This window comes from Actinomycetaceae bacterium MB13-C1-2 (assembly GCA_035621235.1).
In the GTDB taxonomy this organism is placed as follows: domain Bacteria; phylum Actinomycetota; class Actinomycetes; order Actinomycetales; family Actinomycetaceae; genus Scrofimicrobium.
The window spans coordinates 471,099-495,828 of record CP141731.1 but is presented as its reverse complement, the minus strand read 5'-3'; the positions used below and the strand labels follow the sequence as shown (position 1 = coordinate 495,828).

Genomic DNA, 24,730 nt, shown 5'->3' with positions numbered 1-24,730 from the left:
CATCCAATCAGAATACTTCGATGGAGAAAGATAAGGAACTATGCGACTTACGTGGGCACAGCCAGAGGATCTTCTTCCGCACGAGTTTGTTCAGAGCTCTGCAGAGGGACTGGACATAGCGCCGTGGTTGCAACGGTGGGTTGAGGCGGGTGGTGACCCGATCCCTGCGGTGAGCGGCGCTTCACAGGTTCCTGCCTCGCCCGAACTAAGGGAGCTTGCGAGAAAGTTACTTGCAGAAATCGATGAGTCGATCGCTGCGAATTCAGATGATGAACCGAATGACTGGGAATCGATCCGCGCACTTATTGACACTGATTCTGCCCTCTTTTGTCGTGCGGATTCACAGTACAGGCGTCGTGTCTACGGGGCATGGCTGGGAAGAAGTGTTGGCTGTTTGCTCGGAAAGCCGGTTGAAAAGATTCCTCGTGAAGGAATAGAGGAGATTCTCCGCGCTACCGGTCGTTGGCCGCTTCAGTCTTGGTTCACCGAAGTGGGGCTACCTGCCGAGGTGGCAAGACGATGGCCATGGAATCGAAGGAGTGCGCCCGTAGCTCTGGAAGAAAACATCTCTGGGATGCCCGAGGACGACGACCTTAACTATCCAATCCTGGCGCTAGAACTCGTGGAAGATCGGGGGCCAGACTTCACCACGGACGATGTTGCCACACTGTGGTTGAACTCGTTGCCAGCTGGACGTGCTTTTACAGCCGAAAGGGCGGCATACCGAAACATATTGGACGCACGACCTGTTCCGGAAACAGCTACTCATCTCAACCCGTTCCGCGAATGGATCGGAGCGCTGATTCGTGCTGACTTGTTCGGTTGGATAAACCCCGGGAGCTTGGACACGGCTGTAAATATGGCCTGGCGTGATGCTCGTCTGTCACACACGAGGAACGGAATCTACGGCGCAATGTGGAGCGCTGCCCTGTGCTGGGCGTCTCTAGGTGCTAGCACTGTAGAGGAAGTGTTGGATGAAGCCATAAAGGTTGTTCCCCCAAAGTCGCGTCTTCACGCGGCAATAACATTCGGACGCGATTTGGGTCGTCAGTGCGAGCTATCTGGGGATGATGCGGAGACGGATGTGCGCATCGCGCTTGACTCTCTCCACGAAGAGTACGGGCATCTGCACTGGGTGCACGTCTTGAACAATGCCGCCACCATCGCTTTTGCGCTGAGTGCTGGTAAGGGGAACTTTGTTACCAGCATTTCGCTCGCGGTGACTGCAGGTTGGGATACGGATTCGGTGGGCGCAACCGTGGGAGCCGTGGTCGGAGCACTCGCAGAAGGAGACATTGATTCTTATTGGACCGAACCGATCGAGGGCAGGATTGCTACTTCAGTTCCCGCCAAGAATCTGACTGACGGATCTTTAGCCATAGCGGGTCTGGTGGAGCGCACTTGCGCATTGGGAGACAGACGATCATGAAACCAACAGACAATTTGGTTGTAGTCGTTGGGTCCGCCAACGTTGATTTAGTCGTTGCGACCAGTCGGATACCCAGGGCTGGAGAAACGGTGCTTGGAGGTGAACTCAAGTACTCGCCCGGGGGCAAGGGGGCAAATCAAGCCTGTGCTGCAGCGAAGGCGGGTGGCTGTCGGACGGCGATGATAGGAGCGCTGGGCACTGATAGCCTCGCCGGGATTTCGCGAAAGTCGATGGAAGACTGTGGCGTAGATGTGTCGGGGCTCCAGACCGTTGAAGGTCCAAACGGAACGGCACTGATAACGGTGGACTCGAATGGAGAGAATGCAATCGTCGTTGCTCCCGGGGCTAATGCGAGACTAGAGGTTGGCCATCAGCAAAAAGAGATCATTCGGCAGGCCAGCGTTCTACTAGGTCAGATGGAGATCCCCCTTCCTGAACTGATTGTGGCCGCAAAGGCGAGATCCCGAGGCATTCCTTTCATTCTGAACGCCGCACCATCGCAACCCTTGCCTTACGGCCTGTGGAGAGAGACCGATGTGCTGGTCGTGAACGAACATGAAGCCAGGGACCTAGTCTCGATTCTGAGGAGTGCCGAGGAAGCTGACCGGATTCACCGGGATGGAGTAGAGAACCTAGCACGCGTTCTCTTAACTCGAGTGGCGTCGGTTATTGTCACACTCGGTAGCGCCGGGGCCATGTATTTCGAGCAAGACTCGGCGCCGGTTTATGAGCCAGCTTTACCTGCACGAACGATTGACACCGTTGGCGCCGGTGACACCTTTTGCGGAGCACTAGCTGCACGCGTAGCCAAAGGAGAAACGATCACCGATGCCGTGAAGTTTGCCTCCGCTGCCTCAGCGCTGGCGGTAGAAAAGGTCGGTGCCCAAGAAGCTATACCGACGTATGACGAAGTCGTCTCAAAGCTTGAATCCGTCAGGAAGAAGTAAAATGTACGCTTTTGACTCCTTGGTTCCTCGCGCAATCGACAGGTGGACCGAGGTGACTTTTGATTCAGAGGGCAACCTGGCGGATGAGGATAAAGTGGCACTCGACCAGGCCAAGATTTTTGCGGGACCTCAAGATCCGAAAGATAGGCAGGCCTGGCGCAGTGCGCTACACCAATGGCGCGAGGACGCTGCCGCAAGGCACCGATACCAGGGCGGGATCTATCAGAAGCCGCAGGCGGTATGGGCATCAAGTTGTTTTGCGGTGGCGCAAGTTTGGCTATGGGACGAACTGTTGTACTCGTTCGAGGAACATAAGTTCACTCCGGCTCGCCTATTGAATGATGCGAAAGAGCGGTTCGGCGGTCTGGATGCGGTTGTTTTGTGGCACGCCTATCCGGTGATCGGCATAGATGATCGCAACCAATGGGACTACTACAGAGGGGTTCCTGGACTCAGAGATCTGGTTGACTACTTCCACCAACACGACGTCCGAGTCTTTGTTGATTACAATCCGTGGGATCAGGGGACACGACGGAGCGGTAGTGATCAGGAAGAACTGGCGAATCTAGTAGGAGACTTAGACGCTGACGGGGTATTCCTGGACACCCTCAAGAAGGCCGAACCGGACTTTGTTGCTGCGCTGGAGGCTGCGAAGCCGGGATTGGTTCTAGAGGGTGAATCAAAGCTTGCTGTTGAACGGATTGAAGACCATGCTGGTTCTTGGGCCCAATTCTTTGCGGATTCGCCTGTGCCGGGAGTGCTCAGGTCACACTGGTTTGAACGTGCGCACATGCAACACCATGTGCGACGGTGGCACCGGGACCACAGCGAAGAGATTCAGTCGGCTTGGCTGAATGGCGTGGGCATAATGATCTGGGAAGTCGTCTTCGGCGTCTGGGTTGGTTGGTCCAAACGTGACAGTGCCAATGTCAAGACTATGCTCACGATACAAAGAGCTACAAGTGATCTGCTACTGAGCGGTGATTGGGAGCCACTGTCGCCACTTAGTCCTCATGCCGAAAATTCTGGGATTTATGCATCACGCTGGAAAAAGCAAGGAGTCAGTCTTTGGACTCTCGTGAACCGCAGTCATGACGACTACGAAGGACCCGTCCTAGAAGCTCCGGATGAAAACTACGACTATCAGGTGCTCGGTCAGGACTCGCAGTTGCCAACGCTCAGAATTCCGGGAAGATCTATCGCCGCGATTGTTGGGTGGCCTCGCACTGAAGTGAAGCCTACTTGGATTGACGAAGTCAACGAGGAATTAAGCCAGGTTTCGCAGTCTCACGACACTAGATTCCCACACCGAATTGCGAATCGAGTTGCTCCTCCCAGAATGTTTGAACCGAGCCAACTGCTCGGCTCGGGACACGATTTTGGTCTAGACGAGTGCGTCGTAGTTTCGGAGGGTCATTATGTCCTTACTGTCCGTCACAGAGCGCGTGAGACCGGGATGTATCAGGGGGCTCCATATGTTGATGAGTGGAAGCCTCTGCCTCCTCGCTTGCACGATCCCCGAACGTTGCAGCGAGAAGTCATCCTAGAAAACGACATTGCTGTAGCAAAACGAGAAGTTACCAGGGGCCAGTTTGCGAAGTTCTTGAGCCAGAGTGGATACGTACCAGCGGTCCAAAACCGTTTCTTGTTGGATTGGGAGGACGGAAGGCCTGTTGAACATGCCGAGGAAGAGCCAGTTGTGTTTGTCGATCTTGATGATGCGCGCGCCTATTGCCAGTGGGTTGGCGGACGCCTTCCTGACGAGGATGAGTGGCAAATGGCGGCCGAGCAAGATGGGTTTGAGTATGGATCACCTCGTGTCTGGAACTGGACTGAGAGCGAGCACTCAGATGGTCGAAGCCGATTCTGCATGATTAAAGGTGGTTCAGACTACTGCGCTTATGGATCTGACTGGTATATCGAGGGCGGAGTTCACTCACCCGACTATGCAGTCAAGTTGTTGCTGGGCGGCCTGGGAACTTCCCGTGCCGCTACGGTCGGTTTCCGTGTGGCATGGGACTTGTAAGAGGGAAAATGTTGACTAACGATCCGAATCAAGGGGCGCTTGCAGGTCTGCGAGTAGTAGATGCTTCGACGCTGTTCGCTGGACCAATGACCGCAATGCATCTCGGAGACATGGGTGCCGATGTAGTAAAAGTCGAGCATCCTAGGCGTCCCGATCCGTCCAGGAACCACGGTGCAAGCAAGGATGGAATTAATCTTTGGTGGAAAACCCTCGGGAGGAATAAGCGGACTTTGACCGCAAATCTCAGCTCTCCGGGAGGCCGTGAGGTCTTCTTGCGTCTTGCTAGCACGGCCGATGTTGTAATTGAGAATTTTCGGCCCGGCACCCTGGAGCGCTGGGGTTTGAGCTACGACGAACTCAGTGCAAAGAATCCTGGGTTGGTCCTAGCCCGGATCACAGGATTCGGGCAGATTGGACCATATCGGTCCCGGCCGGGATTCGGCACTTTGGCTGAAGCCATGAGCGGGTTCGCGTCGATGACCGGCGAGGCGGATGGCCCCCCGACCTTACCGCCCTTTGGTCTAGCAGATGGAATTGCGTCACTTTCAACCGCGTATGCGGTTATGGTCGCCCTCTACCGCAGAGAACAAACCGGTCTGGGCCAGGTGGTAGATACGGCGATAATCGAGCCGATACTTGCGATGCTCGGACCACAGATAACTAGGTGGGACCAGCTCGGGACCGTGCAAAAAAGAATGGGAAACCGATCGTCCAATAACGCTCCACGGAATACCTATATGACCAATGACGGATACTGGGTCGCGGTTTCAACTTCCGCGCAGTCGATTGCTGAGCGGGTAATGACTCTGGTCGGCCGTCCAGATCTTATTGAGGAGCCTTGGTTTATTTCAGGTTCTGAACGCGCCAAGCACGCTGACGTTCTTGACGAGGCCGTGGGCGACTGGATTCGGCAACGTTCACGCGATCAAGTGATTTCAGCATTTGAAGAAGCTCAGGCAGCGGTGGCGCCAATCTATGATGCAGAAGATATCGTGGCCGATCCACAGTTCCAGGCACTTGGAACCATTTACTCCGTTGAGGACCACGAACTGGGCGAAATGAAGATGCAGGCACCGTTCTTCAGGCTCTCATCTGATCCGGGAGTCATTTCGTTTACCGGTCGGGGCCATGGTCAGAATACTGACCAGATTCTCGAGGAACTTGGATTCGATAAATTACAGATTGCTTCTATGCGTGAGGACGGGGACATATGACGACCCCGGTGACTTTGCTGTATGTTCCTGCGGATCGCCCGGATCGGATCCCGAAAGCACTTAACTCCGGAGCAGAGGCGGTCATCGTTGATCTAGAGGACGCCATTGCTCCCTCAGTTAAGGATACCGTTCGGGCGAATCTACGAGAGATGTTGGAGGGCCTAAGTTCTGATTTCCCGCAGGTTCAGGTAAGAGTTAACGGACCTCAAACACCCTGGTTCGAGAAGGATTGTGAGGCGGTGAATGCGCTCCCAGATTCGGTGATGATTCGGATTCCCAAGGTAGAAAATGCGGAACAGGTTGGAATGTTGGTGCAAAACCTGCCTGGTCGGAAACTCCATCTACTTATCGAGACGGCACTGGGGGTACAGAACTTGTTCCAGATTGCTAGTGCTCACACTGCGGTGACTTCAGTGAGTCTGGGTGAACTGGATTTGAGATCTTCCACGGGGATCTCTTCGGACTCTGGACTGGACTGGATCAGAACGCGATTGGTGATCGCTGTTCGAGCAGCGGGCCTCGAAGCGCCGACTATGTCGGTGTACCCGCAGATAAGGGACGACGAGGGTTTGCTAGTGTCGTCACGTCACGGTGAAACGCTGGGATTCAGAGGGCGGTGTGCACTTCATCCCCGGCAGTTGCCGATTATCCGTGACGCGTTTAGGCCTCCTCGGGAGAAGCTCTTACGAGCTGAAGAACTTCTGTCAAAGCTCAAGAATTCGATCGATTCCAATAGCGGGGTGGCGATGCTGGCTGATGGGAGCTTTGTCGATGCTGCTGCTATTGACGCAGCAAAGGAGACGGTGGCACTTAGTAAGAAGTTGGGTTCCGCGTAATCTAACCTAGAAGAAGCACAACAAAGGAGTTCCAGGGTTCAAGATCAGTATATAAGCGGTTTCTTCGTGACTTCTAAAGTACAAATCGGGAGTTCGACTTGATGGTTAGTTTGGAATCTGGAGCACTGAGACGTCATCCGGAAGCGCTGATAGCGAGAGGTGTCGGTCAAAGGTAGCTAGTTGTGCGCCATGTTCTAATGCGAGCAGAGCGAGGTACGTGTCCGTGACCTGGGAAGAGGACAGGAGTGCCCTGCGGTCAACGTTGTTTCCAATCAGAGTCGTGTTCTCGGCAACTCGTTCATGGTCCGCTAGATCAGTGAGACTCTGAAGGCTCTCCATAGCCATCCAGACTGGCTGAGTGTTGGAGTAACGAGGGTGGGCGACGATACGAATGACACCATTTTCTGTGGTCGGGCAGGTCAGCCAGTGGCGTTCGGGCTCCGCGAAAAACCAGGTGTGCGCTGCATCGTGATGTTCGTGGGTTGGGTCAATGAGCCCAATCAAGACGTTGACGTCTAATAATAGGGGTCTCAAATCAGCTCATCTCTGAGTGCATTAACTTCCTTAAGGGTGGCTCCTACGGCTGACTTCGACTCGGGAAGGAGTGTTACACCGTTGCGCTTGCTACCCACAGGTCAATCAATGAGCCCGCGACGAGCCATGCGTGAGAGTACTTCCCCAGTTGAGCTCCCCTCCGCGCGCGAGTTGCTTGGCAGCACGTAGAACATCGTCGTCGATTGTCAACGTCGTCCTCATAGCCAACACCTCCGCATCAAGCATCACACATCCCAAATCGATCGTGAGCGACGAGCGTCTCAACAGGCGGTCGATACTATGCGTAACTGTGTATAGTTATGCGGGTGACTAAGACTGTGTCCGTTGCTGGAGCGACGGGGTATGCGGGCGGGGAAGTCCTACGGCTCTTGCCGGACCACCCCGAGTTTGAGGTTGGCGCGCTTTGCGCGGGTAGTTCCCGTGGCGCGCTCGGCCAATACCACCCGCACCTGCGAGGTCTGGCCGACCGTGAAGTCCAGAAAACCGACCCTTCAGCGCTCGCGGATTCTGACGTTGCAGTACTGGGCCTCCCCCACGGAACCTCAGCTGAGGTAACTGCCGCGATCGAGGCTATCAACCCCGACTGCATAATCGTTGACCTCGGGGCCGACCACCGCTTGGAGTCAGCAGAGGATTGGCAGTCCTTCTATGGTGGCTCCGAGAGCGAGCCCTGGGCCTATGGGATGCCTGAACTCATGCGTGCCGAAAGTCCGACCCAGCGCGAAATACTCGCTCAGAGCAAGCACATTGCGGCTCCTGGTTGCAACGCTTCGGCGGTCACTTTTGCGGCTCAGCCTGCAATTGCCGCAGGAATTGCACTACCCGAGGGAATTGTCGCTGTTCTTGCAGTTGGCTACTCCGGTGCGGGCAAAGCCATGAAATCTCACCTGATGGCATCTGAGGCGTTTGGTAGCACTCTGCCTTACGGAATCGGCGGAACCCACCGCCACATTCCCGAGATCGCCCAGAACCTCCGCGCAGCGGGTGGCGCGGTGACGACGTTATCGTTCACGCCGGTCCTCGTCCCCGTGTCTCGGGGAATCCTGGCAACGGTTTCGCTTCCGGTGGTCCCTGGGACCTCCGCAGAAGATGTGGTCGGCGCGTACGAGGATGCCTACGCAAACGAGAAGTTCGTCCTGAGTGTCGACCATGTCCCGGCAACGGCATCGGTGACCGGGGCGAATACCGCTCTCGTTCACGCCACACTGGACCGTGACAAGCAGCGGATCACCGCTATCTGCGCCATCGATAATCTGATGAAAGGCACTGCGGGGGCCGCCATCCAGTCTCTAAATCTTGCACTCGGTCTGCCCGAAGAACTCGGGCTCAACGTGAATGGAGTAGCGCCGTGACAGTTACTTTGCCGAAAGGTTTCCGGGCATCGGGAGTGGCCTGTGGGCTGAAGATGCGTAGCGGTAGGCGTGATTTCGCGGTTGTCGTAAACGAAGGGCCGGAGTTCACGGCCGCGGCGGTGACAACTTCGAACCGCGTGTTTGCGGCCCCGGTGAAGTGGACCCGCGAGGCAGTCACGGACGGGACGTTGCGCGCGGTGGTCCTGAACTCCGGTGGAGCGAATGCCTGCACGGGAGAGGTCGGGTACGCCGACACCGTGGAAACCGCGAACCTGTCGGCCGCCAAGCTCGGGGTCACTGCGAGCGACGTTGCGGTTTGCTCGACTGGACTGATTGGCGAGCTGCTGAACATGGATGCGATCCGCAAGGGGATCGAGGACGGGTTCAATGAGCTAAGTGCTGATGGCGGGGACAATGCGGCCGAGGCTATTATGACCACCGACAAGGTCGTGAAAACCGCCGGTGAATCGGGAGAGTATTCGATCGGCGGCATGGCTAAGGGTGCGGGAATGCTTGCCCCTCAGCTAGCCACGATGCTTGTTGTGATAACCACGGATGCCTCGCTGAGCGGAGACGAGGCAGAGGCTGCGCTGACCAGCGCGATGGACCAGTCCTTCAACCGGATCGACTCCGATGGTTGCATGTCGACAAATGACACGGTCATCCTGATGGCATCTGGAGCCTCGGGCGTCGCTCCCGACCTTGAAGACTTTACAGCCAAGTTGACTCGCGTTTCGCAGGACTTGGCGGTGCAGTTGATTGGCGACGGTGAGGGCTCCTCGCACGATATCTCAGTTGAGGTGAGCGGGGCATCGTCGCAGGAGGCCGGCCTCGCAGTGGCCCGTTCTGTCGCCCGTTCTAACCTGCTCAAGTGCGCCGTGTTCGGGAACGACCCGAACTGGGGGCGAGTCCTCTCCTCGCTCGGAACCGTGCCCGAGGATATTGCGCCGTATGACGCCGATAAGGTGGATGTCACGATAAACGGAGTAGCGGTCTGCAGAAACGGCGGTGTCGGTGATCCGCGAGAACTGGTGGATATGACCCCGCGCCTGGTCACAATCGGCATTGATCTCAAGGCGGGCGACGAGTTCGTCCGCGTCCTAACCAATGACCTCACGTATGCGTACGTCGAGGAGAACTCGGCGTATTCCTCGTGAACGACAACATCCTCATGCGTCTGCAGCGGGCGCAGCAAAAAGCTGAGGTACTGATTGAGGCGTTGCCCTGGATCCGGGAGTTCTCAGGGGAGACCTTCGTCATCAAGTACGGCGGCAATGCGATGGTGTCCGAGGAACTCAAGGTTGCTTTTGCTCAAGACGTCGTCTTCATGCGCCACATGGGCATTCGTGTGGTCGTGGTTCACGGTGGCGGTCCCCAAATCAACACGATGCTGCACCGTCTGGATATTGAGCCTGAGTTCCTCGGCGGACTGAGGGTGACCACGAAACAGACGATGGACGTGGTCCGAATGGTGCTAACGGGTCAGGTACAGCGTGAACTGGTCTCTCTTATCAACGAGAAAGCTCCCTACGCGGTCGGGCTTTCAGGCGAGGACGCTGGATTGCTGCTCGCGAGACGCCGCACCGCAATTGTTAACGGTGAGACCATTGCCGTGGGTCACGTGGGGGACGTTCGAAAAGTCAATCCCGAGGCGGTTACCGATTTGCTTGATGCCGGTCGAATTCCTGTGGTTTCGACCGTTGCGGTTGACATCGAGTCTCCACGTGAGGTTCTAAACGTCAACGCTGACACAGCAGCGAGTGCGATTGCAGTCGCGCTTGGTGCCAAGAAACTAATCATGCTGACTGACGTTGAGGGCCTGTACCGAAACTGGCCAGATAAGTCCTCGTTGGTGGACATGATCGGTGCAGAAGATTTACGCGCCATCCTCCCAACTCTTGATTCAGGAATGGCTCCTAAGATGGAGGCTGCTCTCCGCGCGGTCGACCAGGGGGTTGATCATGCTCATGTTATCGATGGCCGAATGGCACATTCGATGCTTCTAGAGGTTTTCACTGACGCTGGTATTGGAACCCAGGTGACCCTTCAGTCCCCGGAGGGCGCGGAATGAGTGCTTCATCGGAAGCTTTGCCCGTCGAAGTGCAGGACGGTACGGTTGCGTCCGACCCCTCAGCCTCGCTTCCATCTGCGTTTGCGGGGCCCCGACCAGCTGAGTTTCAGAGGTCGCTGAGTTCTCGCTACACCGACAATTTCATGAATACCTTTGGGCCACCGCAGCTAGCGCTCGTCAAAGGCGAAGGTGTCTACGTCTGGGACGACAGTGGGAAGAAATACATGGATCTCTTGGCGGGCATTGCCGTCAATGCTCTTGGCCAGGCTCACCCCGCAATAGTCGATGCGGTGACCAAACAGGCCTCCGAACTTGGCCATATTTCTAACTTCTTCACCAGTCCCGCACAAGTGGCGCTCGGGGAGAAACTACAGCAGATCTTTGCCGAGTCCGGGTACGAGGATCCAATCAAGGTTTTCCTGACCAACTCCGGCACCGAGGCGAACGAGGCGGCGCTCAAGCTGACCCGACTCCACAAGCCGGGCGGTCGGGTGCTTGCGCTGACTCACTCATTCCACGGGCGGACCATGGGGGCTCTGTCTGTCACCGAGAAGCCTACGATCCGTGAACCCTTTGAACCGTTGCCGGGCAACGTACAGTTTGTGGAACCTACCGCTGAAGCGCTATCCGAGGCCTTCGACGATGACGTTGCCGGGATCTTCGTCGAGCCAATTCAGGGAGAGGCAGGCGTCGTCCCTCTTCCGGACGGAATACTCCAGACAATCCGCGGTCTGTGTAACAAGCACGATGCGCTCCTGGTCGTAGATGAGGTTCAGACGGGCATCGGTCGCACGGGACGTTGGCTTGCGTCGCAGGGAGTGCAGGCCGATGTAGTGACTCTTGCCAAAGGGTTCGGCGGAGGATTCCCTATTGGTGCATGTATCGGGGTTGGTGCGGCCGGCGCGATTTTCAACCCCGGTAGTCACGGCTCGACCTTCGCGGGTAACCCGGTCGGGAGTGCGGCCTCGTTGGCGACATTGAACGAGGTTGAAAAGCTCCTCGTACCCGTCGTAGAAACAGGAAACTGGCTGCGACGCCAGCTTGAGACAGCCGGGTACGTGGTTCGGGGGGAGGGGCTACTACTGGGAATCGAGGTCTTAGACGCGCCAACGCTTCAACGCGAACTGCTCGATGCCGGTTTCATTGTCAACGCGCCGAATGCAACAACGATCCGTGTCGCGCCGCCCCTGGTTATTACCAAAGAGGAACTAACGCCCTTCGTTGACTACATGAGTCGCTGTTTGGGGTAAAAACATCTTGTGCACCTTGGCTGGGGCCGGCAAGGCGCGAAAACTGGCAACTTCTGTGTTGCGTTGCCGCAAGTTGGACCACCCACCCATTTACGCACGGGAAATGCGTGCGAACCTAGGAGCGGTCCGAGTTCCGGGTTATCCCACTTAGCTGGCGGCGCAACAACTCCAGTGCTGAGCTCTACGTGAGCTATTCGACGGCCGCTAGAAGCTGGTCTAAGGTCGCAGTCACGCCATGCTCGTCGTTTGAGAGTGTCATGTGCGCGGCCGCCTCCTTGATGTGTTCATCCGCGTTGGCGACGGCGTAGCTGTGCTCCGCGTACTTGATCATTGCAAAATCGTTATCTGTGTCGCCGAATGCCATCATCTGGTCTGAGCTGATACCCAATTTTTCACCGAGCACTTTTAGGCCATGGCCTTTGTTGACTCCGCGGTTTGTGATGTCGATCCAGTCGGGTCCGGCAATAGCCACTGAATAGTCATCGCCCCAAAGACCGTTTATGTAGTCGTAGTGGTCGCGGCTGTCCCTTTCCGGGTAGCAAACAGAGAACTTAACCGAGGTTGCCGTCACATCTCTGAGGCTCGGGACCAGCCGGAGATCATAGAAGAACTGACGCAGCATGGCCTCGTGCGCATCAAACCGTTCTAGGGTAAACGATCCGTCGAGCGTGCTCAGAGCCGGGATTCCTGCTCCCTCTTCACGTACAGATTCCGCCATCTCAAGGTGAACGCCGGGAGGAAAAGCGCTAGTATCAAGGATTTCGTCACCCAGTCCGACCACAGCGCCGTTGTCAGAGATGTAACCGACGCTTCGGCCGGCACTCGGGAACATTGTTCGCAGGGTGGCTCGGGGGCGGCCACTCGCCGGAACGAAGACAATGCCAGCGTCGGTGAGGCGCGAGATATAGCTGTCCAGGTCGGGAGGAAGACCTCCGGATGAGGTTACAAGTGTCCGATCCAAGTCCGTTGCAACAAGGCGGATGTCCTTCATTCTGCTCCCATCTTTACTTCTTCCACTCTACGTGGTGCGGGGATGAGCAGGGCAATTGGTCTGCCGCGCCCACCCCGGTAGAGCTTCCGCTTGAATGGGGTGCACGAGTTCTATGGGTGGTTGCAACGCTTGTGGTCAGTTGATGTTGATTAGTTCGATCATTCCTTCTGCGGGTTTTCCAGCCGAGGGTTTTACGGGGGGGTGCTTAGCTCTTCGACGGGGTTCGGAGAACACCGGACTCGGGGTTCCTCTGTGAAGTCGCAATCTCGCCGTTAGGCGTGCGAGCAACCGGGGTCGCTTTGATCAGAGTCTCACTTCGACGGGGTGTGGAGAACACCTGATCTGAGCAGCTCGGGCAGGGCCACCTCAATCTCGTTGCGCACGGTACTTTCTTCTCTGTCGAGCAGCATCGCGATCGCTGGCATGACCTGTGCGGGGGTTAACTCCCCGTCAGACACGCCGATCAGAGCGGCTACTGGTGAAGAGACGGTCCGATCACGTCCGCCAGGGCGTCCCTGGGTAATCCGCACCAGTTCGGGGTCCGTCGAACCAGGGATAAAGTACCGTACTTCCCGCACGTCTTCGGCGCGGATGAGGGGCATATCCTCCCAGTTCCCCGGAACCGTGAGGTTGTCGAGCGCAGTCCGTACCGCGATCCCGTCTGCTGGTGGGCCCTCGGGAAGATACTCGGCAACCAAGTCGAGTCGTGCCGTGGCGGGAAAAGATTCCCCCTCGTCCGAGTGCTGCTCATCAGAGATGTTGTGAACGAAGGGGTTTCTGATTCCACCGGAGTGATCAAGCTCGGTGTGGGAGCTGGTTCTGCGGTTGGAACCGACTGACGCGCCTACTTGGTCGGGCTTTTGGCCGTCGCCAGCGTCGATTCGAATTGCAATAGAGCCCAAGCCTACGTACTTAGTTCCGGCCTTGACGAAATCTTGGAGCCACTCACGGTACTCCTTGTCCCACTCTTCGTGATCGATCTGTTCGCCCTTCGCATCTTTGATCCACCACTGCGCGTACTGTGAGACATCGACCAAATCCCGCTGGACCAGCCAAGCGTTGACCGAAAACCCCTTCTTAACCAGTGGCTCAGATGCTTCCTCGATCCACCTGGTTGGACGTAGAGCCCAGGTCTCCTCCTCACTCGCGACCTCCCAGTTCGCCAACATCTGAAGGACGCCACCGGAGTTCAGATGATCGACTGATTGCTTGATAACAAGGGGAATCAGGCTGTCGCGCTCCATCCCGCCATCACGATACTCAAGGTTCACATTTGCCCGCACTGCCTCTGGAGTGATGACGAAGGGCGGGTTCGAGGTGATGAGATCAAACTTCTAACCTTTCACCGGCTCGAAGAGCGAACCACAACGAACATCGATTCCAGCGTCGTTGAGAATTGAGTTGAATCGCGTGACGTTGCAGGCTCGTTCGGAAATGTCCGTTGCAACAACTCGCTCGGAGTGTGTGCTCAGGTACAGAGCCAAGATCCCACAGCCACAACCCAGGTCCAGCGCCGAGTCGACATGATCACGCATTGTCAGTCGCAGAAGATTGGTTGAGGCCGAGGCAATACCCAGTACATAGTCCGCCCTCGGGGGTCTGCCGGTTTGTGCTTGGGAAAGGTCAGAGACTACCCACCAGTGGCGCTCGGTGAGCCCGTGAACATCGGGCAACCGAGCCGCGTGGGGGGCGAAGATCCATAACTGCGCGAACAGTGGTGAGCGCTCCGGCTGCGGGCGCGCCCTCTGAAACGGAACCGGTCTTGTCTAGTGTTGGGCCGGAGGCTTCTGCGGCAGGTTGCGCCGAGGAGCCGGGGTCCGGCCCTACCGGCCGAACCAGACCCAGTTCGACAGCGCCCGCAATGGTGAGTGACGGAAAAGCGTGTGCGACCTCGTCCGCGTTCGTTTCCTCGGCGAGGATGAATAGCTTGGTTAGGGTTGCTGCGGGATTCGTAATGCCTTGTAGCTCAGTGCTCGCGGGAACAAGCTGATCTCGCTCCAGGGCGGCTCGTGCCATTGGTGACAGGAATGAGTCTGCGACCTCGACAGTCCAGTTTGCAGTGGATAGATCATCGCGCAATCGGCCAATCAGGTCGGCGTCGAGAGATAGCGTCGGGGCTGGTTCATAAGGGGAGTGTTCGGGCATGCATTGAGTTTACGGTGGTGTCTACCGCTGGTCGTGAAAGCACAGTCGTCTCGGGACTGGTCTAATTGGGGGATGCGAACTACCTCTTATATTCAGCACTCATGTCAGGTTCACGAACATCGAATGATGGTTCCTCTCGACCCGACCGGGAAGCACTACGAAGGTCGAGAGATCGAGGTGTTCGCTCGCGAGATTATCGCGCCGGGCGGCGCAGATAAGCCGGTGCTGATTTTCCTCCAGGGCGGCCCGGGTGGAGCCGGTCCCCGGGTCGGGGACTTTCGTGATGGTTGGACGGGTGAGGCCCTGAAGAACTATCGGGTTCTGCTTCTTGATCAGCGGGGGACGGGGCAGTCAACGCCGCTTTCAACGGAGGTGATCCTTGCAGAGGAGGACCCGGAACTGTTCCTCACGATGTTTCTACAGAACCAGATACTGGCGGATGCAGAAGCGTTCCGCGCCGAGTTGAACGATGGCAAGAGTTGGTCAACGCTGGGGCAGTCGTATGGTGGGTTCCTCACCCTAGGTTATTTGTCGCAGTACCCGGAGGCGGTGACCGAGTCGTACGTTACCGGCGGCCTAGTGGGTATGGGGTCAATAGACGATATCTACCGGCTGACGTATCCATTGACTGCGAAACGGAACGATCAGTACTTTCATCGTTACTCCGAGGACCAGCGAACAATTAGGGAGATTGCCGCACATCTGTTGGATCAAGAAGAACTGCTCCCGACCGGGGAGAGGCTGACCCCAACGAGGATGAGGTCGGTTGGACTCAGTCTTGGTGGCGCGATGTCGTTCGACTCATTGCACTATCTGTGGGAGGGGCCGTTCGAGATGCGCGAGGGTGAGCGTAGGCTGACTTCGCGGTTCCTTCACAAGATTGGGGCCGAGCTTTCCCAAGGTGAGAGTCCGTTGTACTGGGTGCTGCAAGAGGCGATATATGGGCAGACTACGTTCGATGCCACGGGAAGCGGAACGCGGTGGTCGGCGGAGCGTTTGGCGGCAGAGTACGACGGGTTTAGTTTGGACGCGGATCCGCTTGATGTGTCTTCGCCCTGGTACCTAACGGCAGAGCATGGATTCAGGGCGCTGGTGGGCGAGGATCCCTCGACCGCTGCACTGATGCCCGTTGTCGACAAGCTCGCTGAGAGAACCCAGTGGGCGAGAACATACGACGTTGGCGCGTTGGCTGCCTCTGATGTGCCGCTCGCGGCCCTGGTCTACCACAGCGATATCTACGTGCCGCGGGTTCTGTCTGAGCAGACGGCGGCGATTATGCCGAACGCTCGCACCTGGGTAACGAATGAGATGCAGCACGATGGTTTGCGTGCGAACGGGAAGGAAGTCTTCGCCCACCTATACGAGATGGTGAGGGACTGAGGACGTTTATCGTTCTCAGTCGTCGATGAACTCCGCTAGGGTCTCTCCGATCGGATTGTGGATGACCAGGGTGGCCATGGCGTCATATGGTGTGGAGTCACGGTTGATAAGGACTAGATCATCCCCCTGAAAGACACGGATAAGTCCGGCAGCAGGATAGACGGCAAGCGAGGTTCCTCCGACGATTAGTGTGTCTGCCTGGGAGAGTTCTTCGATTGCCTGGTCCATTACTCCCGAATCGAGTGCCTCCTTGTACAAAACAACATCGGGTTTGATGACCCCTCCGCACGAATCACAAAGGGGAACACCGGTCGAATCCAGGACTTTCTCGAGTCCGTACGGTGCGCCGCAATCCATACAGTTATTGCGGTAGATGCTGCCATGGAGTTCGAGGACGCGCTTGGATCCAGCCATGCTGTGTAGTCCATCGATGTTCTGAGTGATGACAGAGGAGAGCTTTCCCTTGCGCTCAAGAGATGCGAGGCCGAGGTGCGCCTGGTTAGGTTTAGCGTTTGGGTGAATCAGGCTAGTTCGGTAGTAGTCGAAGAACTCTTCGGTATGTGTGTTAAAGAAGCTACGGCTAAGCATTTCTTCGGGCGCATAACTGCCACCTGAAGCGCTGTTGTAGAGACCTCCGGCTGAACGAAAGTCGGGGATTCCCGACTCAGTGGAAACCCCCGCTCCACCGAAGAAAACGATCCGGCTACTTGAGTCAACGATGTCTCTTAGAGCACTCATGTCAGCCTCCGGTTCGTGATGTCCTGAGGCTAGCTCTAATTTTCTTCATTGCCCAGTCGTAGTGACTCGAGGTCGCGGACGCACAGTATGAACCGAGTGTTGCTGTGCCAGTCCAGTCAAAATGGGTCTTCTCGAATAGTTCTTCATCGGTGAAGCCCTCGACGAGCCTGACCACATTTTGGTGGCTCTCGTTTAGGAGTCGAGAAGCCTCTTCATATGAGGTGCGTTGGTGCTCGCGCCAGAACTCTAAGTTCAAGTCGCCATATGTCCTCCAGTTGTACGGACTTGGGAGAAATGGCCGAGCCTGACCCGCTTGGTTCGAGGCAACGAAGGTCAGTAACAACTGGTGCCACTCATACAGGTGTATGAGGATATCGCGCAGGTTCTTGTCACGTTCCCAGTGAGCTCCGCTTTTCTTCGAGTCTGAGTAGGTCAGTGGTGCGTCTTGCTCGGCAGGACTCATCGAGTCGAGCAGTTTTTCAAGCTTGTAATACTGGGTGTCGGTGGCTTCGAGCAACTCTGCTCGCGTGGTCGGTCTGGCCATACACTCAGGCTATCAGCCGTATCCGGAGTGTTTTTCCCAAGTTCGATGCGGTTCACTGTTCTTCGGACTCTTCGAGATCGTTTTGCGGCAACTCTAGTTGATGGCCTCGTGGTCTTGCGTCGTTGCTATTACGATGCGACGGGGGCAGAAGCCCGCGCGACCCGGAGGCCGGAGTACCGGAGAGGTTCGTCAGACGCTCGGAAGGCACCATAAGCGCCAGCCACGGCCAGCACTGAAAAGGGAACTATGGCTCTCCTAGGAGGGATTCGTCTGGGGTTGGCAGCGGGTGCGATCACAAAGTCGATCCTGCTGGGCCGCATCAACGGTGGCTGGTTCGCCCCCTTCTTCTGGGTGTCGTAGGCACAGTTGTTCGCGGCTGACTTGGTATCCTCATCTTCAATACAGGACTTTGAGGCTTCTTCGACCTCAGCACACGGGCGTTGGTCATCGACTGTTGGGTTTGAGGAGTGCGAACAGGTCAGTCCCTCGACTGGGACGATGACAGGAGCCTGGCCCGGTGTTGACTTTACTCCCCGCAAGACGGCGGTGACCCCGTGCCGCATAAAGAACACGCTGCAGGACCTCCAGCGCACAACGCGGAAGGCTCACACCCGCCCTGAGCCCCGATTGTGTTGCTTGATGCAGTCCCGACTGATTTGGTGGGGTCCGGTTTTGTGGTTGATCCTCACTAAGAGGACCAAGGCATGGACCATTGGGTTGCGGTGAGTTAGCTATAGCGGTGTAGTCGTGTGGAGCCGATGCTACAGTCCAATTCAAGTGGGGAAGTTCGTTGACACCCTCAAACGTGGGAAGTGGTTCTCGGGGTCGTTTACTTCAAGACATGGAACAACTGGGTAAAGAAGCCCATCTACAGCGCTGGATATGGGTATTACTCACTAAATTTCAAGAAGGTTCATAGTGCTCCACCCAGCACCATATACGCGGGAAATGGCAGTTGTCGGATGGGATAACCAACATGAGGTCTGTGGGCGTTAGGTGATGTTTGTAAAGTGAAGCATCATTGCCGCCCTCACACTCATGAACTCTTCGTTGAATCGGGATAAAAATGCGCGCAATGCAAAAAAGGACGTTCCATGGTCCCCACTAGTTTGCTTGCAATTCTGCTGGTTTCAGGTTGCTCGCCTGTAGGTGGGGGAGAGGCAGAGAAGCCCCCGGAGTTTGAATGGAATAGCACTACTTATGACATGCCATTGGAACAGCTTTTCCCGGGAATAAGTCTTGGGGCCGGATTAGGCGTCCCAGAAGAGAGCACTGTTAAGGCTGAAGAAGATATAGCCACCTGCATGAAAGAGCAGGGGTTTGAATATGTTCCCAATCTTTCTTCGAAACAGAATCAAGAAGATGCCAGTACGGCTGATTTTCAAGATGATCCAGACACCTACGGGATCGTGGAATCTGCGCAGCTATCGGACAAGCCGCCGGAGGACCCCAACCAGGAATACGTTCAATCTTTACCAACAGTCAGTCAAGTTGAATATCAGATTGCTATGTATGGCAACTATACGGAGGACGGAGGCCCAGGCCCTTCTAGCTCAGGGTGTCATGGGCAGGCATACGAAGAGATAGCCAAAGGAATGACAACTCTGGAGAAGATTTCAAACTCTCCCGAGTTTGAAGATGCGCGAGAAGTGTTTGAGTCTGTGGCTTCTCAAATCCAGTCTCCTGATGGGTCGGCTCTCGATCCGTTCCTGGCCAAACTCGAGGGTTCCTGGTCAGAATGCATGGAACAAAAGGGATTTTCAGGACTAAAAAACATACTCGGGAGTTTCCAATACGTTGAACAACGCGTAGCCGAGAAGCTTGATATGAACGGGAATTTGTCTAGTGCAGATAGGTCAGACCTTCTGAGGGTAGAGCAGGATATCTACGCAGCGGACATGGCGTGCCAGAAGCAAGTTAATTGGCATGAATCTAGGAGTAATCGAATCATTGAACTTCAACTCGAGGCCATTAACTCTCGATATGAAGAGGTTATGAGACTGAGTGATGCCTACAAGCTTGCAGTAGGCCAGGACGGCTAAGTAGGCACTCGTAAAACCACAACCCACGATGACCAGTAAACGGACAGCAGTTCCCGATCTTTGGCTGCCGAAGCCGAGGGAGTCTCCGCAGATTCGTTCAGCCTGGACGTTCAAATGCCCCGCGGCTGGGGCAGCAAAAAACTCAACACGAAAAGGTCCCCTACGACCCAGATCCTAAAATCTGGGCGATCTGGGGGTGCTCCTGTCCACTCCGGCCCATGCTCGGTAGCGACCAAAACCACTGCAACAATGATGAAAGCCCCCGGGTTTCACGTGAAACACCGGGGGATCGGCGGAGACGGTGGGATTTGAACCCACGGTGGCTTGCACCACACAACATTTCGAGTGTTGCACCTTCGGCCGCTCGGACACGTCTCCAGGCTCAAAAAGTTTACATGTTACGCGAAGCGGGACCAACCTCCGCCAGCGCGGCACCGGTCACGTTGCTACTCGACGGAACCGGGCATACAGATTGAATAGAGTTGCTGGATAGCACTCGAGTAGTCTTCCCCAGCCGCCGTCAGATCTCCCGACGCGTCTCCGTTCTGCTCGACGTACACCTGCTGTATTGCATCAGCCATACGTACCAGAGCATCTCGCATTGCGCCAGCTGCCGCTTGAACGTCCGGATCGCCCACCTGCGGAATCGCGGCATCTATCCGATCCGCTGCGGCGCGAGTGCCGTCGGCGTACTGTTGCATCTCTTCGGGAGTGTTCGAATCACCTGCCGGTAGAGAAGGAGCTCCGCCCTGTTCTGCATCAAAGATTATCTGGCACGACTGCTCGATCGTATTTGCGGGCGTCATTCCAGGAGCGTCAGATTGGGGATTTTCGAGTCCTTCGCTCTGCGGTTCTTCACTTTGCGGCTCCCCGCTCTGCGGTGCCGGGACCACTTCGATCGAGGGTATCGACTGCTCCATCTCGGGTGCAGACAGGCCGTTGCTGGAGCACCCCGCCAGTCCAAACGACATGGTGACAACTAGCGCCAATACGGCAGTTCGAGTTCTCACTGATTCTCCTTGGTTCGTATGCCCCGCCAGTGCAAGAGTCTACGTGCCAGCGGGGGATCGACTGCATGATCTGTGTGGAAGGCAACCCGGATGCGACTAGGGTGCTGACGTGTCCGTGGAGCTCTGGCTCGTTCGAATTCAGTACGGTCTGTGTGGAAGGCAACCTGGAGAGAAGCAACGAGGTCTCAGTCTTTCGAACTCAGTGAACCGAGGGTGCGGACGACCTCGTCAAACGCCTCATCCACCGTAATGTTCTCGGTTCGGGAAAGATGCATTGACGTGGAGATAGCCAGCATTCCCGCGTCGATGTACACGACGGCTTGGCGTCGCGCATCATCATCGCTCACATTGTGCGCGGCGAGCCGTTTCGCAACAGCGGCACGTGCGACCTGGCGGATGTCATCGGTGACCCCCAGGAGTCCTCTGGCTAGCTCTGGATACTGCAACATCACTTCATGCGTGAGAATGCGTTCCTGACCCTGACCGCCGAATCCGTTTTGAATCAGCATTTTGGACACGGCGATTACTGACTGCCAGGGATCCTCGTCTGCCGGACGTGATTCAAAGGCCCGAACTAGAACCGAGGGAAGGTGGACGGAGTATCCGAGGATCGCCTGCTCTTTAGTTGGAAAATAGTTGAAGAAAGTGCGAGGTGAAACACCAGCTTCCTCGGCAATCTGTTCCGTGGTTACAGCTTCCAGTCCTTTTTCGTGAACCAGATGAAGGGCGGCATGATGTAGTGCGCGACGGGTTTCGCGTTTCTTCTGCTCGCGCAGCCCGCACTTACGAGTGTTGTCGGCCGACTCCATGTCGATCATCCTCCAAAGGATGCAACTACCTTAATCTTGCAGTGACTGCAAGAAAGAGTATAGTTTCCTCAGTCGCCGCAGATCACCCTCTGCGGCGTAACTCATTCTTGGGGTGCTCATGGGAAGGAACAGGTGATGAGTACAAAGCAACAGGCGGTCCAACCTGATCGTTCTAGATCTCCCAGAACAAAGGGTACTGCAGGAGATCGTGGTGAGTTCCACCTGAGTCCGGCTCAGCGCAATGTGTTCATTGGGCTGCTCCTTGGCATGCTCGTGTCCTCAATCAGCCAGACTATCGTCGGACCAGCCCTGCCGCGTATCGTCGCAGAACTCGGCGGGATGGCGCACTATTCCTGGGTCGCGACGGGGGCCATGCTCGCCTCCGCCATCGTTGTTCCGATTGTTGGCAAGCTCTCCGATATGTGGGGGCGCCGCGGTTTCTATATCGCTGGTCTGGTCATCTTTATGATCGGTTCAGTAATGTCCGGCTTTGCCACGAACTTCTGGTTCCTCGTAGCGGCGCGCGCTGTTCAGGGACTGGGGATGGGAACTCTACAGCCCCTCTCGCAGACGATTATTGGAGACATAATTCCTGCTAGAAACCGAGGTAAATACCAGGGCATCATGGGGGCAATCTTTGGGGTGACCTCAGTGCTTGGACCCCTGGCAGGTGGCTGGATTACCGACACAATGGGTTGGCGCTGGTTGTTCTTCCTTCCCATCCCATTTGGTCTGATCGCACTGTATGTAATCATTCGTTACCTACACCTGCCACACACGGCCAGTACGTCAAAGTTCGACATGATGGGTGCGCTTACCCTGGTGCCCGCGCTACTTCTGGTTCTCCTTGCCACCACCTGGGGCGGAAACACCTATGCGTGGGATTCCTCGATCATCGTCACCATGTACGCCGTTGGCGCGGTATTCCTCGCCCTGTTCATCTGGGCCGAACTGCGCGCAGATAACCCCCTACTTCCCTTGCGTTTGTTCAAGGAAAATGTTTTCACGATGTCTGTCCTCGCCACCTTCATGCTCTCGGTCGGCATGTTTGGCGCCATTATGTACGTGCCTGTTTTTGCTCAGGTTGTGCTCGGGGCATCCGCTACAAACTCGGGCGTAATTTTGATGCCGCTGTCAATCGCCATGATTATTACCTCGATCCTCGTTGGATTCCTTGTTAGTCGAACAGGCAGGTACAAGGCCTTCATGATTTCCGGGCTCGCCATCCTCATCGGTGGGTACCTACTTCTCACGACGCTAAACGTCGACTCGTCCAAATGGACGTTGTCTGGGATGCTCGTCGTCATCGGCTTTGGACTTGGATTGTCCATGCAACTGTTCACTCTGGTCGTACAGAACAATGCCAAGTCATCCGAGATGGGGGTCGCAACTTCTGCGGTTCAGTTCTTCCGTAATCTCGGTTCGACGGTTGGAACGGCTGTTCTCGGTACGGTGATGAGTTCGACCCTGCAGGGCAACATCCTCACCCATCTGCCCGCAGAGATGGTGCAGAAGCTAGCGGCTTCCGGTCAGAGCGTCGATGCTGGTTCAGTGCTCGATACCTCCAAAGTCGCTCAACTTCCGCCCGTGGTGGCCGATGCAGTGCGTGCTGGCATGGCTGAGTCAATGAACACGGTCTTCTGGACGGCGATCCCGTTTGCGGTCCTGGGGCTGGTCTTTACCCTGCTCATCAAGAATGTTCCTCTTCGGACTACGACCGGGAATGTCAAGGAGATTCTCGAGGAGTCCGAGATGGAGGCTTCTCTGGAGGCTGCTGAGGTGTCGGGATTAGCCGTGGGGCCTGAAGTCGAGACCACACCGGCGAACCTTTCCAGAGAAGCGGGGAGTTCCGGGTCTTCGGCCTCACATTGATCTCCACCGACGATCCGCGCTGGTTCAGGTGAGGGCGTATTGTCCCTCCGGCGGGGTGAGAGAGTTGGCGAGGTCGTGTCCCTTTGGCTCAGGTGTCGGTGCGAGCGAAACACCAACATCTGTTAGTGGAGCCGTCCGGGTTGTCGACGCTCTTGAATATCCGCCGGTGTTGTCTTCTGGACTTTCTGCGCTCCGGAATACCTGCCAGTGTGGCACCAGAATCACGCAATTCTGTTAGGTTCTCGACCGAGGATTGATCACTCCGGCAGATACTCCTCGTCTGCGAGAGTCTGATGTGCCACCCTGGCGGATATTCCTTAGCTCAGTGAGAAACCTGACGCCCAGGGAACAAAAAGCGGTCAGTGACAAACTGGACGGCAGAATCCGAACCAAAAGGGGTCGTTCCTCGCCCAAATGTACGAGGAACGACCCCTTTGCAAATCGTCACGAAAGGCCCGTGAATGTTTGTCTAAATGACCAAGGAAGAGCCTCCTTGTCGCAACATACTAAGACTTGGTTGTTCAGCGATCTCGAAGATCGCGTAACAGGTAGTGGGCGAAGGTGCTGTTACTGCTGACCGCACACCTCTACTAGCTTTTCGTAAGATGTGGAAAACGCATCGCTCGCGGCGGTGAACTGGTCGGCCGCTGTCAGGTCTAGATCAACGTAGACCTTTTGAATCTGGTCGCTCAGTTCAGCGGCGTCCTTGGCAACTGTGGAAGACACGGCCTTCACATCAGCATTCGTGACGTTGGCATCGAACTTTGTGAATCCGTCTGCCAAGCTCTTCCATGTTGTAGCACTCTCTTTCCAGAGGTCCATTGCGCCTTGGATGTTCTGCATGGCAGCCGCTGGGTCAGAGCTGATTTCTCCTGCGAAGTCGGTTGCATTAGCAGCTAGTGCTACAGCCGCTTCACTCGCCTGTTGCATTGGTTCGGCAATCTGGAGGCAAGCCTCGGCCACCGTCTGTTCCTCTGAAGCGGCCGGCTCTTCCGGTGAGCTTTCTTCCTCCTCGACCGGTGCGGTGGTCGACTCCTTTTCAGGTTCAGTTGCTTTGTCTGATGATCCCGAACAGCCGGAAAGCCCAAGGGATGCCGTGGCGACGAGGGCGAGTGTGACAAGTGCGCGCTTCATGAATACGTCCTTCTATCTGTAATGGTGCGCTGATGCGCTATGTGGAAGTCTAGTAGAAAATCCCGGTATACAAGGTCGTTTATGAAAGGTCCCAAGCTGATGATCAAAAGGTGGCTTGGAATGAGAAGACTGCGCTAGCTCTCGGAGAGCAGATCCGAGCCCGACGTCGGGCTGCCTCGCTTTCGCAGGAGGAACTCGCCTACAAGGCGGGAATTACTAAGAATCAGGTTCAGTTGATAGAGGCCGGACGGCAGTCGGGGCGAGACACGGGACGTCCATCCAATCCTCGGATGAGCACCGTTGTTGGACTTGCCGATGGTCTCGGGGTCCGGGTTTCAGATCTGTTGAACGATCTAGGCTGATCCGGTTGCCAATTAGAAACGGG

At 56.2% G+C, this 24,730-nt stretch carries 24 protein-coding genes and 1 tRNA gene; 13 read left to right on the top strand and 12 right to left on the bottom strand.

What is annotated here, in order from left to right; all coding sequences use genetic code 11:
- The first annotated feature begins 40 nt into the window (after positions 1–40).
- The 5 genes from U6G28_02050 to U6G28_02030 are packed head-to-tail and all read left to right on the top strand — an operon-like array spanning position 41 to position 6,452.
- Positions 41–1,429, top strand: a complete 1,389-nt coding sequence (locus U6G28_02050) for an ADP-ribosylglycohydrolase family protein (protein ID WRS30497.1) — start codon at positions 41–43, stop codon at positions 1,427–1,429.
- Positions 1,426–2,376, top strand: a complete 951-nt coding sequence (locus U6G28_02045; protein WRS30496.1) for a ribokinase — start codon at positions 1,426–1,428, stop codon at positions 2,374–2,376. The genes U6G28_02050 and U6G28_02045 overlap by 4 nt, the downstream gene beginning before the upstream one ends.
- A gap of 1 nt (position 2,377) precedes the next feature.
- Entirely contained in the window at positions 2,378–4,402 is a 2,025-nt protein-coding gene (locus tag U6G28_02040; GenBank protein WRS30495.1) for an SUMF1/EgtB/PvdO family nonheme iron enzyme, read from the top strand.
- A gap of 8 nt (positions 4,403–4,410) precedes the next feature.
- Complete coding sequence (locus U6G28_02035; GenBank protein WRS30494.1) at positions 4,411–5,616, top strand: CoA transferase; 1,206 nt, start codon at positions 4,411–4,413, stop codon at positions 5,614–5,616.
- Complete coding sequence (locus U6G28_02030) at positions 5,613–6,452, top strand: CoA ester lyase (protein WRS30493.1); 840 nt, start codon at positions 5,613–5,615, stop codon at positions 6,450–6,452. The genes U6G28_02035 and U6G28_02030 overlap by 4 nt, the downstream gene beginning before the upstream one ends.
- Positions 6,453–6,557: 105 nt before the next feature.
- Here U6G28_02030 and U6G28_02025 read toward each other — a convergent pair whose 3' ends face one another.
- Positions 6,558–6,986 carry a TA system VapC family ribonuclease toxin gene (locus U6G28_02025; protein WRS30492.1) on the bottom strand — a complete coding sequence of 143 codons (429 nt, stop codon included), beginning with the start codon at positions 6,984–6,986 and terminating at the stop codon, positions 6,558–6,560.
- Between the two features lie 326 nt (positions 6,987–7,312).
- Here U6G28_02025 and argC point away from each other — a divergent pair, with 326 nt between their 5' ends.
- Genes argC through U6G28_02005 form a run of 4 tightly spaced genes read left to right on the top strand, consistent with a single transcriptional unit; the run spans position 7,313 to position 11,680 of the window.
- On the top strand, positions 7,313–8,359 hold the full coding sequence (argC, locus tag U6G28_02020) for an N-acetyl-gamma-glutamyl-phosphate reductase (GenBank protein ID WRS30491.1): 1,047 nt from the start codon (positions 7,313–7,315) through the stop codon (positions 8,357–8,359).
- On the top strand, positions 8,356–9,516 hold the full coding sequence (gene argJ, locus U6G28_02015; GenBank protein WRS30490.1) for a bifunctional glutamate N-acetyltransferase/amino-acid acetyltransferase ArgJ: 1,161 nt from the start codon (positions 8,356–8,358) through the stop codon (positions 9,514–9,516). Before argC ends, argJ begins: the two co-directional genes overlap by 4 nt.
- Positions 9,513–10,430 (top strand): acetylglutamate kinase, encoded by a 918-nt coding sequence (gene argB / locus U6G28_02010; GenBank protein ID WRS30489.1) that lies wholly within the window; start codon positions 9,513–9,515, stop codon positions 10,428–10,430. Before argJ ends, argB begins: the two co-directional genes overlap by 4 nt.
- On the top strand, positions 10,427–11,680 hold the full coding sequence (locus tag U6G28_02005) for an acetylornithine transaminase (protein WRS30488.1): 1,254 nt from the start codon (positions 10,427–10,429) through the stop codon (positions 11,678–11,680). The genes argB and U6G28_02005 overlap by 4 nt, the downstream gene beginning before the upstream one ends.
- 190 nt (positions 11,681–11,870) lie before the next feature.
- Here U6G28_02005 and U6G28_02000 read toward each other — a convergent pair whose 3' ends face one another.
- From U6G28_02000 to U6G28_01985, 4 genes are all read right to left on the bottom strand, one after another.
- Positions 11,871–12,671: an HAD family hydrolase gene (locus tag U6G28_02000; GenBank protein WRS30487.1), complete on the bottom strand. Its 801-nt coding sequence runs from the start codon at positions 12,669–12,671 to the stop codon at positions 11,871–11,873.
- Between the two features lie 311 nt (positions 12,672–12,982).
- On the bottom strand, positions 12,983–13,915 hold the full coding sequence (locus U6G28_01995; protein ID WRS30486.1) for a hypothetical protein: 933 nt from the start codon (positions 13,913–13,915) through the stop codon (positions 12,983–12,985).
- Between the two features lie 90 nt (positions 13,916–14,005).
- A complete protein-coding gene (locus U6G28_01990) occupies positions 14,006–14,344 on the bottom strand; it encodes a methyltransferase (GenBank protein WRS30485.1) in 339 nt (112 codons plus the stop codon).
- Entirely contained in the window at positions 14,295–14,816 is a 522-nt protein-coding gene (locus U6G28_01985; GenBank protein WRS30484.1) for a hypothetical protein, read from the bottom strand. The genes U6G28_01990 and U6G28_01985 overlap by 50 nt, the downstream gene beginning before the upstream one ends.
- A gap of 72 nt (positions 14,817–14,888) precedes the next feature.
- On the opposite strand from U6G28_01985, the gene U6G28_01980 reads away from it, so the two are divergent.
- Positions 14,889–16,196 carry an alpha/beta fold hydrolase gene (locus tag U6G28_01980; GenBank protein ID WRS30483.1) on the top strand — a complete coding sequence of 436 codons (1,308 nt, stop codon included), beginning with the start codon at positions 14,889–14,891 and terminating at the stop codon, positions 16,194–16,196.
- Positions 16,197–16,211: 15 nt separating this feature from the next.
- Here the strand turns inward: U6G28_01980 and U6G28_01975 are convergent, their stop codons facing one another.
- From U6G28_01975 to U6G28_01965, 3 genes are all read right to left on the bottom strand, one after another.
- Complete coding sequence (locus U6G28_01975) at positions 16,212–16,934, bottom strand: NAD-dependent protein deacylase (GenBank protein WRS30482.1); 723 nt, start codon at positions 16,932–16,934, stop codon at positions 16,212–16,214.
- Between the two features lies 1 nt (position 16,935).
- Complete coding sequence (locus U6G28_01970; GenBank protein WRS30481.1) at positions 16,936–17,478, bottom strand: ClbS/DfsB family four-helix bundle protein; 543 nt, start codon at positions 17,476–17,478, stop codon at positions 16,936–16,938.
- Positions 17,479–17,606: 128 nt separating this feature from the next.
- A complete protein-coding gene (locus tag U6G28_01965) occupies positions 17,607–18,041 on the bottom strand; it encodes a hypothetical protein (protein WRS30480.1) in 435 nt (144 codons plus the stop codon).
- Between the two features lie 531 nt (positions 18,042–18,572).
- Between U6G28_01965 and U6G28_01960 the strand changes: the two genes are divergently transcribed.
- A complete protein-coding gene (locus U6G28_01960) occupies positions 18,573–19,520 on the top strand; it encodes a hypothetical protein (protein ID WRS30479.1) in 948 nt (315 codons plus the stop codon).
- A gap of 293 nt (positions 19,521–19,813) precedes the next feature.
- Here U6G28_01960 and U6G28_01955 read toward each other — a convergent pair.
- From U6G28_01955 to U6G28_01945, 3 genes are all read right to left on the bottom strand, one after another.
- A tRNA-Ser gene (locus U6G28_01955) sits at positions 19,814–19,898 on the bottom strand.
- A 68-nt stretch (positions 19,899–19,966) separates the two neighbouring features.
- Complete coding sequence (locus tag U6G28_01950) at positions 19,967–20,530, bottom strand: hypothetical protein (protein WRS30478.1); 564 nt, start codon at positions 20,528–20,530, stop codon at positions 19,967–19,969.
- Between the two features lie 185 nt (positions 20,531–20,715).
- Positions 20,716–21,348, bottom strand: coding sequence for a TetR/AcrR family transcriptional regulator (locus tag U6G28_01945; GenBank protein ID WRS30477.1), 633 nt, complete (start codon positions 21,346–21,348; stop codon positions 20,716–20,718).
- Between the two features lie 126 nt (positions 21,349–21,474).
- Here U6G28_01945 and U6G28_01940 point away from each other — a divergent pair, with 126 nt between their 5' ends.
- Positions 21,475–23,211 carry an MDR family MFS transporter gene (locus U6G28_01940; protein ID WRS30476.1) on the top strand — a complete coding sequence of 579 codons (1,737 nt, stop codon included), beginning with the start codon at positions 21,475–21,477 and terminating at the stop codon, positions 23,209–23,211.
- A 567-nt stretch (positions 23,212–23,778) separates the two neighbouring features.
- Here U6G28_01940 and U6G28_01935 read toward each other — a convergent pair.
- Entirely contained in the window at positions 23,779–24,345 is a 567-nt protein-coding gene (locus U6G28_01935) for a hypothetical protein (protein ID WRS30475.1), read from the bottom strand.
- Between the two features lie 110 nt (positions 24,346–24,455).
- Between U6G28_01935 and U6G28_01930 the strand changes: the two genes are divergently transcribed.
- A complete protein-coding gene (locus U6G28_01930) occupies positions 24,456–24,707 on the top strand; it encodes a helix-turn-helix transcriptional regulator (GenBank protein WRS30474.1) in 252 nt (83 codons plus the stop codon).
- Positions 24,708–24,730 lie beyond the last annotated feature (23 nt).